The 15,504-nt window shown below is 61.4% G+C and carries 10 protein-coding genes and 3 tRNA genes; 2 read left to right on the forward strand and 11 right to left on the reverse strand.

All coding sequences use genetic code 11. The annotated features are described in order from the left end of the window. The 4 genes from K8W16_RS00385 to K8W16_RS00400 form a co-directional block, all read right to left on the reverse strand. On the reverse strand, positions 1-171 hold a 171-nt coding region (locus tag K8W16_RS00385), incomplete at its 3' end, for a GTP-binding protein (protein ID WP_304120197.1). A gap of 153 nt (positions 172-324) precedes the next feature. Beyond that, positions 325-400, reverse strand: a tRNA-Gly gene (locus tag K8W16_RS00390). A gap of 60 nt (positions 401-460) precedes the next feature. Further along, positions 461-546: transfer RNA gene (locus K8W16_RS00395), tRNA-Tyr, on the reverse strand. 123 nt (positions 547-669) lie between these two features. After that, a tRNA-Thr gene (locus K8W16_RS00400) sits at positions 670-745 on the reverse strand. 395 nt (positions 746-1,140) lie between these two features. Between K8W16_RS00400 and K8W16_RS00405 the strand changes: the two genes are divergently transcribed. Both K8W16_RS00405 and K8W16_RS00410 read left to right on the forward strand, forming a co-directional pair. Next, complete coding sequence (locus tag K8W16_RS00405) at positions 1,141-1,956, forward strand: SDR family NAD(P)-dependent oxidoreductase (protein ID WP_304120179.1); 816 nt, start codon at positions 1,141-1,143, stop codon at positions 1,954-1,956. Further along, complete coding sequence (locus K8W16_RS00410) at positions 1,953-4,589, forward strand: amidohydrolase (RefSeq protein WP_304120181.1); 2,637 nt, start codon at positions 1,953-1,955, stop codon at positions 4,587-4,589. The genes K8W16_RS00405 and K8W16_RS00410 overlap by 4 nt, the downstream gene beginning before the upstream one ends. Before the next feature lie 66 nt (positions 4,590-4,655). Here K8W16_RS00410 and K8W16_RS00415 read toward each other — a convergent pair whose 3' ends face one another. The 7 genes from K8W16_RS00415 to K8W16_RS00445 form a co-directional block, all read right to left on the reverse strand. Further along, complete coding sequence (locus K8W16_RS00415) at positions 4,656-7,067, reverse strand: autotransporter outer membrane beta-barrel domain-containing protein (protein WP_304120183.1); 2,412 nt, start codon at positions 7,065-7,067, stop codon at positions 4,656-4,658. Between the two features lie 388 nt (positions 7,068-7,455). Beyond that, complete coding sequence (locus K8W16_RS00420; protein ID WP_304120185.1) at positions 7,456-9,522, reverse strand: hypothetical protein; 2,067 nt, start codon at positions 9,520-9,522, stop codon at positions 7,456-7,458. Then, positions 9,519-10,628 (reverse strand): S41 family peptidase, encoded by a 1,110-nt coding sequence (locus K8W16_RS00425; RefSeq protein ID WP_304120187.1) that lies wholly within the window; start codon positions 10,626-10,628, stop codon positions 9,519-9,521. Before K8W16_RS00425 ends, K8W16_RS00420 begins: the two co-directional genes overlap by 4 nt. Beyond that, entirely contained in the window at positions 10,625-11,113 is a 489-nt protein-coding gene (locus tag K8W16_RS00430; protein ID WP_304120189.1) for a hypothetical protein, read from the reverse strand. The genes K8W16_RS00425 and K8W16_RS00430 overlap by 4 nt, the downstream gene beginning before the upstream one ends. A 51-nt stretch (positions 11,114-11,164) precedes the next feature. Continuing rightward, a complete protein-coding gene (locus tag K8W16_RS00435) occupies positions 11,165-11,845 on the reverse strand; it encodes a glycine zipper domain-containing protein (protein WP_304120191.1) in 681 nt (226 codons plus the stop codon). Positions 11,846-11,917: 72 nt separating this feature from the next. Then, positions 11,918-13,537: an SUMF1/EgtB/PvdO family nonheme iron enzyme gene (locus tag K8W16_RS00440; protein ID WP_304120194.1), complete on the reverse strand. Its 1,620-nt coding sequence runs from the start codon at positions 13,535-13,537 to the stop codon at positions 11,918-11,920. Positions 13,538-13,547: 10 nt separating this feature from the next. Next, complete coding sequence (locus K8W16_RS00445) at positions 13,548-15,380, reverse strand: FtsX-like permease family protein (protein WP_304120195.1); 1,833 nt, start codon at positions 15,378-15,380, stop codon at positions 13,548-13,550. Between the last annotated feature and the right edge of the window lie 124 nt (positions 15,381-15,504).

A 15,504-nucleotide genomic window follows, 5' to 3' on the forward strand; every position in this document is an offset into this window, starting at 1 on the left:
CTTTTCTTCAGGAGCCTTGTCGATATCGTCGTAAGCGATGAACTTGCCCTGGCCCTTGAGGCCGGCAATCTTGGTGATGGCGGCAGTCAGAGTGGTCTTACCATGGTCGATGTGGCCGATGGTACCGATGTTGACATGCGGCTTAGAGCGATCAAATTTTTCCTTGCCCATGATGGTCTCCCTAAATGGTTACTTGCAATTGTGGTGCCCTGTTTGAGCAGCGGACGCCGTCCTGCACCCTCATTAAATAAGGGAACAGCCCTAAAACACGGACTCATGACGCGCCAGAGAAGAAGGGGGAGCAACAGGAAACAAAGTGGCAGGTGGAGCGGGAAACGAGATTCGAACTCGCAACCCTCAGCTTGGAAGGCTGATGCTCTAGCCGTTGAGCTATTCCCGCCTATGTGCCGTAGTCCCCTGACAGCGCGCACTGCCTCCTACAGCTATACCAGCGTAAAGCTGGTGGTGGGGGGTGGATTCGAACCACCGAAGTCTTACGACGACAGATTTACAGTCTGTTCCCTTTGGCCGCTCGGGAACCCCACCACGCTATACAAAAACGCTTACGCGTTCTTGCCGCAACCGGAAGAAGGAGCGTGACCTTCACCGGCCACCCGGAGCAAAAAGCCCGGGAAATTTGGAGCTCTTCCTCAACGCACTCCAAAAATATGGAGCTGGCGATGGGAATCGAACCCGCAACCTGCTGATTACAAATCAGCTGCTCTGCCAGTTGAGCTACGCCAGCAGCAGGTATGGGAACTTACCTCAGAACAGGACTTCTTGCAAGAAGAAATTTCTTCCTGCCGGAAAGTTCCCGCAAACAGCAAGAGACTTGTATCCAAGAGCCGGAACTTTGTAAAGCCTTTTCTCACCCTTTTTTTAAAAAAATGTCTGGCCCCGCCTTTTCTCCCGTAAGCCCTGTGCCTCCGCGCGTCCTCCACCGCTCCGAGGCATGCCTTCCCTGCCCCGCCGAGGCACAGGGATGCTCCCGCAGGAAAACGCACGCCCTTTTCGCGCATGACGCCCTTTTCGCATGATACTCACGCCCTTTTTCCACAACTCATGGCGCGGCGCGCATCCCCGTGCCATGCTTGAGGGGGCCTCACGGCCATTCCACTACCCCTCAACCAAGGAAACATCATGACGGATCTCACCGGCAAAACGGCAATAGTCACGGCAGGCAGCAAAGGCATAGGCCTTGCCTGTGCGCAGGCGCTCGCAAAACACGGAGCCACGGTATTTGTAGCCGCACGAAATGAAAAGGAAGGCGAAGAGGCGGTCTGCGGTATAAGAAAACAGGGCGGCAGGGCCTTTTTTCTCCGCTTCGACGCCACACGGGCGGAAGATTATCCCCGCCTCATGGATACTGCCGCACGCAAAGACGGAAGACTGGATATTCTGGTCAACAACTACGGTTCCACCGACACGGCGCGGGACAAAGACCTGCTTGAAGGCGACAGCGAGGCCTTTTTCCGCATCGTGCGCGCCAATATCCAGAGCGTCTATCTCTCCTGCCGGAGGGCCGTGCCCTTCATGAAGGAATCCGGCGGCGGCTCCATCATCAACATTTCCAGCATCGGCTCCCGGGTACCGGACGTAAGCCGCCTGGCCTACACCCTTTCCAAGGCGGCCATAAACGCACTGACACAAAACATAGCACTGCAATACGCGCGCGACGGCATACGCTGCAACGCCGTACTGCCCGGGCTCATCGCCACGGACGCGGCCCTGCGCAACATGCCGGAAAGCTTCCTGCGCTCCTTCCTCCGCCATGTGCCCCTGGGACGCATGGGGACGCCGGAAGACGTGGCAAACGCCGTTTTATATTTCGCAGGCGACGCTTCCTCCTATGTGACGGGAGCGCTCCATGAAGTGGCGGGGGGCTATGCCCTGGGCACGCCGCAATATGCGGAATACGCCTCCCCCGAACCCTTTCTTCCCGGAGACCGCCCATGACGACGCGCCCCCTTCTCCCCCTTCTCATGCTTTCCCTCCTCTGCCCGGAGGGGCAGGCCGCAGCCTCTGTGCAGGATACCGTGGACACGCTGTATCACAACGGCGTCATCCGCACCATGACGGACACCTCCGCCGAAGCACGGAATGTGAAAAACGCCTCCACCGCAGAAACTCTGGCCACCAGGGACGGCGTCATCATCTTCACGGGCACGGAGAAAGAGGCAAGGGCGAGGGGATATTTCCGCAAGGCGCTCCGCGTGGTGGACCTCAGGGGAAAAACGCTCATGCCCGGTTTTGTGGACGGCCACGGGCACTTCCCAGAACAGGGGCAGTACGACCTTTATGAAATCAACCTGAACAGCGCGCCCCTCGGCGACATGGCCTCCATTGCTGATTATCAGAAAGCCCTTGCCGCACGCTGCTCTGCCGCCGAACCGAACCAATGGATACTGGGCTGGGGCTACGACGACACTTCCATCACCGACATGCGCCACCCCACGCGGGAGGATATCGACACCGTATGCCCGGGCAATCCCGTCTACCTCCGCCATATTTCCGGCCACATGGGCGTGGCGAATTCCCTCGCACTGGAAAAGGCAGGGCTGGATAAGAACGCCGAAGCCCTTGCAACGGAAGGGGTGGTCAAGGACGGCGCGGGCCGCCCCACGGGCCTGCTCATGGAAACGCGGGCCATGGGGCTCGTCACCTCCCTGCCGGACTTTCCCAAACCGGACATGCAGAAAAGCCTGGCCCGGGCCTGTCACGTCTATGCCTCCCGAGGGGTGACGACGGCGGATCAGGGGGCATCCCTTATGACTGTACACCTGCCCCTTTTTCAGGAGGGGCTCCGGCAGGGCACGCTTTCCCTGCGCGTGGTGCTTCACCCCCTGGCCGTATACGATATCGTCACCCCGGAAGGCATATTCGATGCGGCGGGCGGCCAGAACCGCAAGGCGCTGGGCTGGAAGGACGGGCCGGACGAGCGCTCTTCCCTGCGCTTCTGCGACGGGGAAAAGGCCGTGCCCACAGGCTCGGACATAACCAGGTTCGGCCTGGGGCCGGACGGCTCCCCCACATCCCCGAAGCAGGGCCTCCCGGAAGGGAGAATCTTTCTCGGCGCATGGAAAATCCTCTTCGACGGATCTCCCCAGGGCTACACGGCCTGGCTCAAGGCCCCGGGCTATTACAACTGGGGAAGCTACAGCGCGGCGGACAGTTTCGACGGCGCCCCCTATTTCAACGGGGCGCGCGGGACACTGAACCTTTCCCCGAGGCGCATGGGGGAACTGATACGCCTCTATCACGGCGCAGGCCAGAGCACGGAAACCCACACCAACGGCAACGCCGCGGCGGAAGCCTGGGTAGCGGCCTTGGAAAGGGCGGTATGCGCCTTTCCGCAGAGGGAGGACACAAGGCACACGAGCATACACGCCCAGATGCTGGAACTTCAGCATATCCAGCGCATGACGGGCAACTACCGCGACCTCGAAGGCAGCTCCGCACTCTACAGCGGCCTCAAAGGGGCCTTTGAAGGCGGCAGGCTCGACCCGCAGGCCGTGGGCGCGCCCGACATGGAGACGCTCTCGCGCCTCATGGCAAAGCAGCACCTTTGCAGCTCCTACTTCATCGACCATGTGTATTTCTGGGGAGAGCGGCACAGGAATATCTTTCTCGGGCCGGGCAGGGCCGACAACATGAGCCCTGCGGGTTGGAGCGCGTATTACCTTCAGCCCTTCTCCTTCCACAGCGACACCTTCGTCACGCCCATCCATCCCCTGCGCAGCGTGCAGACCTCGCTCATGCGCATGAGCGCCTCCACTCCCCTTTCCCCCGGCGGCACGCTCATCAGCGGTACAGGCAAGGACATACGCGCTACCGTCTGCCTTCCGGCCAGGGATCCTGCGCAGACAAAAACCGTCATGATGGGGAGTTTCCCCAATTTCGACCAGCGCATCAACATCCTTCAGGCACTTCTTGCCGTCACACGCCTGCCCGCCTGGCAGAACAAGCTGGAAGGCAGATTCGGCTCCCTGCAGAAAGGACTCGCGGCGGACTTCGTCATCCTGGAGCAGGATCCCTTCATTGTAGCGGCAGAAAAACCTGAGAAGCTTTCCTCCATCCGCGTCATGGCCACCCTGGTGGGCGACAGGCTTGTGTACGGCTTTCTGCCAGGCTCTGCCGTAACGGCCTCGCCTCCCGCACCTTCCTACCTCGGCAGCCGGGGCCCGCGCCTGACCATGCTCTCCTGTCAAGCCGTGACTCAAAATTCTCTCCCGCCTCTGCAAAAAGGCGAGCGCCTGCTCGGGGCCTATGCCTTCCGGGCAGAAGCAAAAGGCGGGGGAACCCCTCTTTTTCAGATGGACATGCTCGGCACCGGCGGCAAAGTAAAGGAAGTCCGCATGGCGGCCACCGCAGGCAGGGACGAACGCCGCGCCTTCGCCTTCTCAGGCGGCGGGGCGCTTGCCCCCGGGGAATTCCACATAGCTCCCTTGAGCGATCCCACCCGGCTCCTGGGCCGGGACGACCCCCTGCAGAAAGGCGAAACCTACCTTGTGCTGTTCTCTCCCCCCGACGCCGAGCACGAAATTCTCACCTGTTCCGTCATGCTGACGGTGAAAAAAACGCAATCCTGAACAGAAAAAATCCATACAGGAAAAAGTCCCTCCCCGGCATGGTCGGGGAGAGACTTTTTCCTCTTCTCAGAAGCGGTACAAGAGGTTCAGGCGGCCGCCTATGCTCTCGCGTTCCCCTGCACTGCCCACTACGGCAATATCCATACTGAAGGGCCGTGAAAGAGGCGCCACGCTCAGGCCGAGTTCAAAAAGGGCGCTGTCCCCTTCCAGGGAGGCGTCGGGAATGGAAAAATCTCTGGCCAGGACATGGGCCTCGCCGCAAAATTCCTTTTCCCACGCCGCGCCCGCATAGGGCGTCACGCCTTCTGCAGCAGTCCAGGACAGGCGGGCCCCCGCACGCACGCGTCGGGAATCCACGCTCTTGAAGCGCACGTTTTCCCCGTTCATGTCCGCGCCGTCCCCCTCCTGCCGTGTCCAGAAAAATTTTCCGTACGCATCGAGGGAAATATCCTTCCCCAGGGAGAACACATGCCCCAGCCCCGCATGCCCGCCGTAGTAGAGGTTGGAAAGATCGTATTCCGCGGGGCGATCCATATTGTCCCGCAAGTCGCCGCTGTACCAGGACGTGCTTATCTGGCCCGTACGCCAGACGCCCTCGGCGTACCAGCCTTTCAGAAGACCGCTCCCGGCTTCGATGCGGGCAAGCAGGCCTCCGCCCGCGTAATGGCTTGAACCTGTGCCGTGTACGTTCCCGGAGGCAAAACCGTTGAAGGTGGAAAGGTGCGCCCGGCCGAATTCAAAAAATCCGCCGAAGATCACGTCCCCGCCCTCCATAGACAGTTTTCCCGCGAGGCCCGTCATGCCGGAAAAGCCCTCGGCATCCGCCCTTGAGCCGGTATGATAGCGGGAAACGCCGCCGTAACCCACCGCGAAGGGCGTCCATTCCTGCCCGGAGCGCCTCACGGCCTCGGCAGCCTGGAAAAGGCCCGCGTCCGCCGCAAGATCCGCCCCCTGATTGAGCAGGCCTGAGCTTGCGGCCCGCGCTTCGGCAAGCGCAGCAATGCGCGGATTCATCTTCTCTTCCATGATGGTGAGCTGTACCGCCGTGCCCGTATTGGTCAGCACGCCGTCGAAATACGTCGCGTACCCCTGAAGCAGGCTGATGAGGCTGCCCGCCTGAGCCTCGGCTATGGCCCCGCTTGCATCGCTCACGAGGGTGAAGGTGTCGCCGAGGTATGCCCGGCCCCCGGTGATGATATCGGGAAGCTGGGCCGTCACGACGGAACCCGTGAAATCGCCGCTTTGCGCACCCGTGACCGTAAGCATGGGAATATCCACAGAAGCGCCGGGCGCAGGCAAAATGAAGTGCAGGTTTTCAAAGCCCGCCGCGCGCGACACGCTCCCCTGCCAGCCGTCCACGAAAAGCGTGTTGCCGCTGCCGGCAGAAGGCACGGCCTGCCCGCCCGTCACGCCGCCGTAAAGCGCGGTATCGGCGGAAAAGCTCGCGCCGCCTGCGATAATGACGCTGTTGTACGACGCTTCGCCGCCCTGCCCCGCTTCACCGCCGTACACGTCGCCGCCCACAAAGGCGCTGCGCACAAGGACGGTGTTGTGGTCGGCGCTGCCCGCGCCCTCCACTATGCCGCCGTACACGCTGCCCTCCACGCTGCCGCCGTCCGTCACGGCGACGATGTTGAAATCCGCCGCGCTGCCCGGCGTCGCCCCCGTCACGGCCGCGCCCACGGCATTGCCCGTCACTCTCGCGCCGCTTCCCGCCACAACGGTATTGTGCTCAAGCGTCGCCCCCACCTCGCTTTCCGGGGCAAACGCACCCACGGCATTGCCCGTCACCACGGCGTTGGTGAGATATACCGTATTGTCTCTCGCTGCGGCCGCGCCGCTGTCGCTCTGCACGGAAGCGCCGATCACGTCTTTGCTCCTGCCGCCGTAGAATACCACGCTGTTGCCGGATGCTTCAGCGTCGCCGTCCATGGCGTACGTATCGCCCCCCACGACGTTCCCCACCTCGCCGCCGTACACGGCCACCGTGTTGCCGGAAGCTTCGGCGTCGCCGCTTGCTATGGCGTAACCGCCGTAAAGAAGCCCCACGGAACCCGCCCGCAGCGATACCGTATTGTTCAGGGCAAAGGAATCCGACACTGTGGAGCTGTCCCCGTAGGCTTCGCCCCCCACCACAAGATAAAGCGTTGCACTTTCCTCTATGCTCACGCTGTTGCCTGAAGCGGTCAGTACGCCGGAACCGCCGGAAAGTTTCGCATAACCGCCGTACACCGTGGCCCAGGGCCCCAGACTGAGCGATCCTGAAATACTCACGCTGTTGCCGCTTGCTGTGGCGTCGCTCACATAGCTTCTGGCATATCCGCCATAGAGCGTATAGTCGAACCCGTCCAACCCGCCGCTCACAAGCACGCTGTTGCCCACAGCCTCGGCAGTACCGTTCCGGCTCAGGGCGGATCCGCCGTACACGTCCATAGCAACGGTACCGCCTGTTACTCTGACAACACTTCCGTCGGCCACGGCGTCCCCGCCCTGGGCGCGCCTGCCATACACAAAATTATATGAGTCCCCGGCCGAAACCGAAGCGCTGCCGTTGCCCGTAAGGTCCACGGCTCTCGCGGCATCCGCGAGGAAAAAGGAACAAAAAAACGTCAGACTCCACGCAAAAACAACAGACCGGAAAAAACACTCGATCCGGCCGCAACAGGACGACGACATACGCTCCCCCCGGTAAACATGCTTCCTTTCGCGCCGCAACGGCACGCTCCTTCCGCCACTATGCGTTATCGCCGGGGAGGCTTCCATGATTTCCCATGCAGGGCGGAGAAAAGAATTGTCCGGGAGGCAAGAATGAAAAAGGCCTCTGCGATGGACGCAGAGGCCCTCGGAGTTTATACTGTAAGACCGCTTACTTCATTGACGAAGAAAGCATGGAGAGCTCCTTGACGGCCGCGTAGAAGGCGTCCGTATTTTCTTTCGTCACGGCTATGAAGAAGGTACTGTCCAGTATGTCCGGGCAGGAGGACCAGCCCGTGACGGACACGATGGGTGAAGTCGTAGAGAACAGCTTCTGCAGAGGAGCACGCCAACCTGGCGCGAACATATCGGCCATGGCGCCGATCATGGGGTCGGAAAGAAGGCTGTTCAGCTCCCCGAACATCTGCTGCACATTGAGAAACATCACGCTGCTCACCTCTTCCGGCATCTTCACCCCGGTTCCCCGGAGCGACGAAGAAAGCACGGCACGGGCATCCTGCGTGGAGTTCAGGGCATCCATATCCATGATGCCGCTGACGAGCGTATCCTTTCTCTGGGCCATGACGGAAAGCAAAGGCATGCCGAGTATCTGATCCAGAGGCTGCACGCGCACCGCGTCCCAGCCTTCCACCGGGACCTGTTTCCAGGGGGCGCCGTCCTCCGCCATAGCGACGAGATTGTTCAGATCCTCAGGCCTGCCGCGCAGCGCCAGGGAAACGGCGGGGAACGTCCGGGCATCGGCCTCGACATGACCGCCGCCCAGGCTGAGCAGGGCTTCCGTCACCCGGCTCATGGGGCCGGAAACACTTTCATCCTGCTCCGCAATATCGCTCATAAGCGCTTTTACATGGTTGCCGTTACGGAACCCCAGAAGGAAGAAAGGGGTCTCCCTGTCGAGGAGCATGTCGGAAAACTTCATGGGCGTCGCTTCGCGCAGAGCGGGAATAATCTCGCCCATGGTGGAACTGCCGCGCACAAGCCAGCCTCCTTCTACAGGGCGTGCTCCGAAGACCATCTGCACCGGGGCCTTTCGCTCTTCCTTCGGCACGGACATGATATCCCGTGTGCAGACACGCAGAGGATCCTCTCCCTGCACGGTGAAGGGAAGTGTGTCCTCCAAGATCATGGCGCGTACTTCCGCCACATTGGGCAGATGATCGCCGATAATGATGAAGGAGGAAACGGAAGTGACGTACAAACCTCCTGCCTTCTGCACTTCAGGGATGGACGTGGCCTGAAGGTCGCGTTCAAGGAAAGACTGCATCTCCGGCGTGAAATGCGATTCCGAAAGTCCCAGAAGACCGGCCACCTCCCTGACCTTCATGCCGGGCCGGGTAAGCGAAGTCAGATCGGCAGCGGCTGGAGGTTCGGCAAGAACCGTCATATACTTGTCGTCCACACGTATGCGGATATGACGCATGTTCAGGGAAAACAGAGTATTGACCGCCGCTCTTTCCTCTTCGTCGAGAAGCATGGCAAAGAGCCTCGGGGAAACGAGGGAAGAGAGCGTGCGCATATCTTCTATATATAAGTCCGCACCGGAAAAATTGTCGCCGCGTACATACTCCCTGTCGTCCTCTGCGGAAACGGCGGAAGAAGGGGCCTGCGCGGAGGCTCCGTCGCCTGCCCCGGGAACGGCGGGATTGCCCGCGTCGCTTCCGCCGGAGAAAGGCAAAGCCTGCGCGTCCTGTGCGGCGGCGCCCGGCGCGCCGGATGCCGGAGCTTCTGCAACCGCCTGCGCCGGAGCTTCTGCAACCACCGCGCCTTCTTCCCCGGCGCCTTCAGGGGCGGGAGCGGCGGCCTGCGCCGCGGCAGAAGCTTCTGCCATGGCCGAAAGGGCCCCGGCCATGCGCGTTTCGGAGGCTTCGTCCATCTTCATGGCGGAAAGCACGCCCGCCAGGGCTTTTTCATCCACATCCACCACGGCGTCCAGCACCACAAGGCCCTTTTCCTCGCTCCGGCCCTGCACAGTCACGCTGCGGACAAAATCCCCGCTTTTGAGGATGACGCCCTTTCGGACGCTCTCCGCATTGGCTTTCAGAAATTCCCCGGAGACCATGCTCTTCATACATTCGCGTACAGCGTTCACCCCGGCGTTGGTCTGCGCCACGGCCTCGTCCCTGCCTCTGGCACTCACCTCAAAGGTCGCTGCTCCGGCCGGAAAAGCCGTCAGCGCCAGCAATATCCCCACCATCCATGACTGCATCCAGCGCTTCACTGATACACCTCCGTTTTCTTCTCTACAAAAAGAGCTTCCCGCTTTTCCACCTTGACGAATTCATCGGGCCTGAGCCCGCTCTCCTGCCAACTGAAATGCTGTCCCGGGAAAAGAAGCTGCTCCGTGGTCAGCTTGAGCACGCCTCCCTCCAGACGGAACAACGTCTGCACCGAGGCCTTGCCCGCGCTGGTCACTCCCAGGCTCTCCGCCCTCCCCGCCTGGGAAAGGGCGGCGATGAACGCTTCCGCTGCGCTGGCGGTAAGACCGTCCTGCCACAGCACCATATCACAATGCCAGGATGCCGCCACCCCGTTCTTTACGGCCCGGCGCACATGCTCCCCTTCCGTATCGCGGCTGCGCATGACTTCGGCCCCTTCAGGCAGGAACATTTCCGCACAGGCCAGAGCGGCTTCGAGATCGCCGCCGTTGTTGCCCCGCAGATCAAGAATCAGGCTGCGGGGCGGCTTTTTCGCCATGGCAAGAAGTTCATCCTCAAGCAGCCCGACCAGCTTCGGGGTGAACTGATGCAGGCGCAGGCGGACGCCGCCCGCCTCCTCCGTGCGGGAAAGAAGCGGAGCCTCGACCTTCTGCCTGGTCATGGTCAGCGTTCTTGTCCCGCCGTCGTGCCTGCGCACCATGAGGGAAACGGAACTGCCCTCCTCCCCTCGTATGGCAAGGGCCACATCCTCCATGTCCATGCCCCGCACGGGACGGCCTTCCACAGCCACAATCTCATCGCCGTAGCGCAGGCCCGCCCGCTCCGCCGGACTCCCGTCATAGGGGATACCTATCAGCTTCTCCTGCTTGTCCTGCACCACGGCCATGCCCACGCCGCAGGGCGCGACATGCCGCACCCCCTGCCGCTTTTGCAGCCTTTCGGAAGAGAACCACGCGGCATACCTGTCGAAACTGCGCAGAAAAGCGTTGAGCGCCGCCTCCTCGCGCACCGTTTCCTCTTCAGGCAGAACCTCGGGCCGGTACAGCGCCTTTTCCCTCACAAGAGCGAATATCTCCGCCACAGGCGGGTCGGCAAAGGACACGGAAGGCATAGACAGCAGAAAGGCGACGAACAGGACGCAGAAAACGGCGCGCGGTCGCAGCGTCATAAGTTGCTCAGATCCTCGGCTTCCTGTTCAAGAGCGCGCAGTTCTTTTTTCAGGCTTTCTATCTTCCTTGCCTTCTGCTGAACATCCTGTTCCCTGTCCGCACGGGAGAGCTCGCGCTCAAGAGCAGCCCGCTGCCTCTCCAGCTGATCCGCGCGGGCCCGCTCCTCATCCGAGCCCTTTTTAAGCCTGTCGATATCGGACGAAAGGCTGTTCAGCTCCTTTTTCAGGGAATTGAGCTCCTTCTGCTGTGCGGCAAGGGCCGCGCTCTTTTTCTCCCTTTCCTGTGAGAGGCGCACGGTTTCCTGCCGATGCTGCTCCTTCTCGGCCTCAAGGCTCTGAAGCTCCGCCCTCTTCGCCTGCTGCCTGGCCTCGTATGCCTTGGGATTGTACCCGAAAAGACCGCCCTGCGTCGGATCCGTGGAAAGGCCGCAGCCGGAAAGAAGCATAAGGCATACCCCTGCCAACATCCCTGTGGATATACGCATCATTTTCTCCGTTGGTTGCAAAAAAGCGTGAAAAAGACGGGAAAGCCCGGCCTATACCGCCATGCGTACCGAAATGCTGGCCAGCTTGCGGTTATATTCCTTCATCTGCGCTATCTGCTTTTCCAGCTTTGCAATTTCCTTGTCCATGGCCGCCGCTTCCTTATTGTTCCCGCCCCCGCGGGCTTCCTTCGCCACGTCCTTGTCCTTGCTCAGACGCTTCTCCAGGGAGGCTATGCTTTTTTCCAGTTCCTTGCGCTGGGAGTCCACGGACTTCTTTTCGGCAAGCAGCGTGGATTTCTTCTGCTTTTTCTGCTTGTACTCTGCGGCAAGAGTCCTGGACTTCTTATCCATGGCCGCGATTTCCTTGCCGAGCTCCCGGTTGTATTCGGCAAGCTCCTTGTTGTTCTTGCGCGAATCGTCGATGCAGGCGTCGAGCCATGCCTCTTCCGAAGCGTATTTGGCCTTCTGATCCGCCACATGATTCCCCACCAGAAAACCGGACAGGCCGCCCAGAAGAGCGCCTAAGCCCGCTCCGATGAGCGTACCTTCGGTATTCTGGCCTATAGCCAGGCCCAAAAGCGCTCCGAGGCCCGCGCCCGCGCCCGCGCCGACCAGCGTGCCTTCGGTTTTTGTCCTGGTTCCGTCGTTCTGAATGTTGGCACAGCCGCCGAGAGGCATGACGAGGCTGAAGGAAAGCAAAAGCGCTCCGGAAGTTCTGACCACACGGTTCATTTCTCATTCTCCTTTTACGCCGCTCCATGCGCGGCAGTTTTCCCCCTCCTCGGGGCGGGCCATGTTTTTTTCCTATTCATCCTGAAGTTTCACGGCATACTCCGAGCGCCAGGTGGCGGCGTCGAAGCGTTTTTCCTTATGGTAGCGTTCATAATGCCGCCGCGTCACCGGCAAAAACGTGTTCTTCTGCCTGTCCAGATCGGCCAGGCGCTGTTTTGCGCGCTCCCCGCCCGCCTTCTGCTCCTTCTCCATCAGGCCGGCGAGATAAGCATCGTGGGCGTCGAAGGCTTTCAACACCAGTTCCGAAGGCAGCTTGGCAAGCTCCGCCATGATCTTGCTGTAACTTTCAAGCCCGGAGTTTACATTGTAGGCATATTCCTCAGCCCGGGCGCGCAGCCTTTCCGTGGGCGCCTCGCCGGCAACGGCAAGGCCTCTCAGGTTGATGGCAAGATAAAGCCCGCGCTCGGCGGCAATGTTCACCCACACCCGGGCCGACTCCTCGTCGGCCTCGCGGCGTATGCGCACCATGTCGCGCAGCGCGCCCTCCGTGGCGTCGATATCGCTTTGCAGCGCATTCATGAGGTTTTCACCACGCAGAGCTTCCTTCACCTTTTCTAGGCGCACCAGCGCATCCTGCGCGGATACGGCCTCCCGGGAAGCCGTGTCCGCCACGGAAAGAGCGGCAGGCATGGATGCGCCGTCGCCGGAGCGGTAGTTTTCCCATGCCTCCTCTATGGCTGCAATGCTCTGCCTGTCCGTAAGTACCGGGGCGCTCAACATGATACGGAAGCCCATGGTGGGCTTGACGTTGGGACGCATGCCCTGTTGTACGCTGCCGAGGTAATAGGGCTCCTCGGTGCGCAAGGCCGCGCTTATCTCATCTTCGGACACAAGGTAGTGCCCGCCGCGCGCGGCGAAGCCCCCTCCCCTGCCCTGATAGTATTCAATGTAATACTGCGACTGCGTTATTTCCCGCACATTGCCGAGCATGTCGTGCAGGCCCAGGGGATTGGGCCTGAGCATGCCTACCTTCTGCACCTTGTTGTGCGAAGAGGAGGGGCCGGAAAACCATTCATGGGCTGCAAGGTCTTCGTAGGGATACACGTCGTCGAAAGTCACGGAATCCACTTCCTGCCCTCCGCGTGCGGCGAACTCCCACTCCATTTCCGAAGGCAGGCGCACGAATCCGGGGCTGGGACCGGCACAGGGAAGGGAGGAAAGGGCATTCTTGTAGAGCCAGGTATTCAGGCGATCCACAAAGGCCACGGCATCGAAATAGGAAACGCCCGTCACCGGCATATCCGGGTCTTCCGCCCCCTTCACCGGGGGCAGGGCTTCAGTCCCCATGACGGCCGCATACTGCGCCCGCGTGACTTCATACTTGCCCATGTAATACACCCGCCCGGGCCGCGCTTCATCCGTACTTTCAAAGGCTCCGGCTATCATGACTGCCGTAGGAGGAGAGCGGAAGTCCCCGGAAGGATCGCCCATGATGAAACGCGCCCCGGAAAGCGGCCCGTTTTCCCCGTCCGCGCTGCCGACGTGCACGGCGCGGAAAGCGAAGACCACGCCTTCCGGGCCGGGCAGGACGAGGTCGCCCTCAGCGGGCGCGGGATTGCCCGAAGGCGCGGCCGAGACTCCCGAAGGAAAAAGGAAGCAGGCGGCAAGCAGCAGACAACGCCATGTTTTCATTCGTACCCCCTTATTCATCGCGCAGAGATTCCGACGGCTCTATGGTGTTCAGGCGAAGCGCCGCCGCCCCGCCTGCAAGTACGGCCAGGCATGCGGCAACAAGCACGGCTCCGGCCTGTTCGGGAAAGCCCAGCGCACAGACTCTTTCCCCCTCCTCCAGATGACGGGCAAAAAATATCCCGATGGTCCCGGCCATGGCATGAAACATGCCGAGACTTGCCGCCATGCCGCACAGGGTAAGCGCAAGGCTCGACACCAGCGGGAACAGGCCGAGGCGAACCCCGTGCAGACCAAGCAGACGCAGTACCGCAAATTCCCTGCGCTTGCGCTCCACACTGGCGTAAATGCTGGACAGCAGGCAGGCCGTACCCCCCAAGGAAGAAGCGGAGGCGATGATCCAGAACAGCAGCGAAAGGCCGGCGTCGAGACTTTTTATTTCTTCAATACGGTCCGCCTTCGTGCTGATGCGCATATCTTCCTTTTCCAGGTCGGCGGCCAGAGGGGCGACCGCGTCCATGCCCGATGCGTACATGCGGAAGGAGGAATAACCACGCCTGCCCAGCAGAAAAGCGGGGGAACCGTCGCTGTTTCTGCCGTCGCGCAGGGTGCGTTCCTCCAGAAGCGAAAGTTGCCCCAGCATAGCCTGCGGAGCGAGGGCCGTGCCCTCCGGTACTTCGGGGTGAGGGGCAAGAGTGACGCGGAAGGTCAGGCGGCGTTCTTCATGGCCCGCCACCTGGGCCGTGACGGAAACTTCCCCGCCGGGCACGGAGGCGGGCACCAGCATGACGCGCGGAAAAGAACGCAGGTTCCTGTCCGTCCACGCCGACAGGGAGGAAAGCCCGCTCATGGCCTGCAAAAGCGGCCCGCTTTCCGCGCCGGTGGCAGGCTGCCCCCGCAAAAGGACGTCCCCGGGCAGGAGAAACTCCACCCCGGCAAAAAGAGGGGCAAGGAACACGCCGCAGCCGCGCAGCTTTTCTTCCAGCGCCAGAAAATTGTTTTCCCCCGCGCCCCGCCCCAGGCTGGTCAGGCGGTATACGATGCGGCCTGAGGGCAGGGCCGGAAAAACGTCGGGGCTTTCCACTTTTTTCAGGCGGGCAAAGCCGGTATTGAGCTGGAGGGAAGCCTGAAGCATGGCATCCGGCGCAACCTCGAAGGCCAGAAGCACACCCCGGGCCTGCATGTAGGCCACAGGGTCCTGCCCGGGCCAGTTCAGCTCGGGCACGGCGCGGCCGTCCTTGTAGTCTTCCACGGCCTCAAGCTTTTCCAGGGGAATGTAGGCCGAGGCCGGTGTGCCTGCCTGCACGGGCAAAATACCCGTCACCGTAAGCTCCAGGGAAGCCCGGGAACGGCCCTGCTCCCTCGTGACGGTAAAAATGAGCTTTTTCCCCTGCCCGACCTTGAGCTTCTCCGCCGCGGCAAAACTGAGCACGCAGCCGTCGTCGGGGACGTTGTCCGCACCATAGCGGGCAAGCAATACGTCTCCGGGAAGCGTGGGATGCAGATCAAGGCGCACTCTTCCGCCTCCCTCCGCCGCCCGCACATCGGCCTGGGCGGAAAGCTTTCTGGTATGAGGCACCATGAAGGCCACCCTCGGATCCTTCCGCCAGCGGGCGAACCAGTCTTCATCGAGAAGCCGCTCCGTCACGGGCACAAGCTCCAGCGTGGCCGGATTCTCCAGAAGGCGACTGCGCAGGGTTTCCAGAGTGCCGTACTTCAGGCCGAAAAAAAGCAGAAGCGGCGTGGCTATGGCCGCCACGGCCAGCACAAGGCAAAGGCTCATGCGCCATTCATGCCGTATGTCGGCCAGAGCGAGCCCGACGACGGCGCGGACGGGAGAAGACATTACACCTCCCCTGCGGTTTACCGTTCGAGATACAGCGTGGAAATCACATGCTGCGAAGATTCGTTCCGTACGGCAAAACCGACCACCCGGTCGGCAATACCGCGCGCAAGCTCCACATCGTGGC

Origin of the sequence: Mailhella massiliensis (genome assembly GCF_020741395.1) — a bacterium.
Taxonomy (GTDB): Bacteria; Desulfobacterota; Desulfovibrionia; order Desulfovibrionales; family Desulfovibrionaceae; genus Mailhella; species Mailhella massiliensis_A.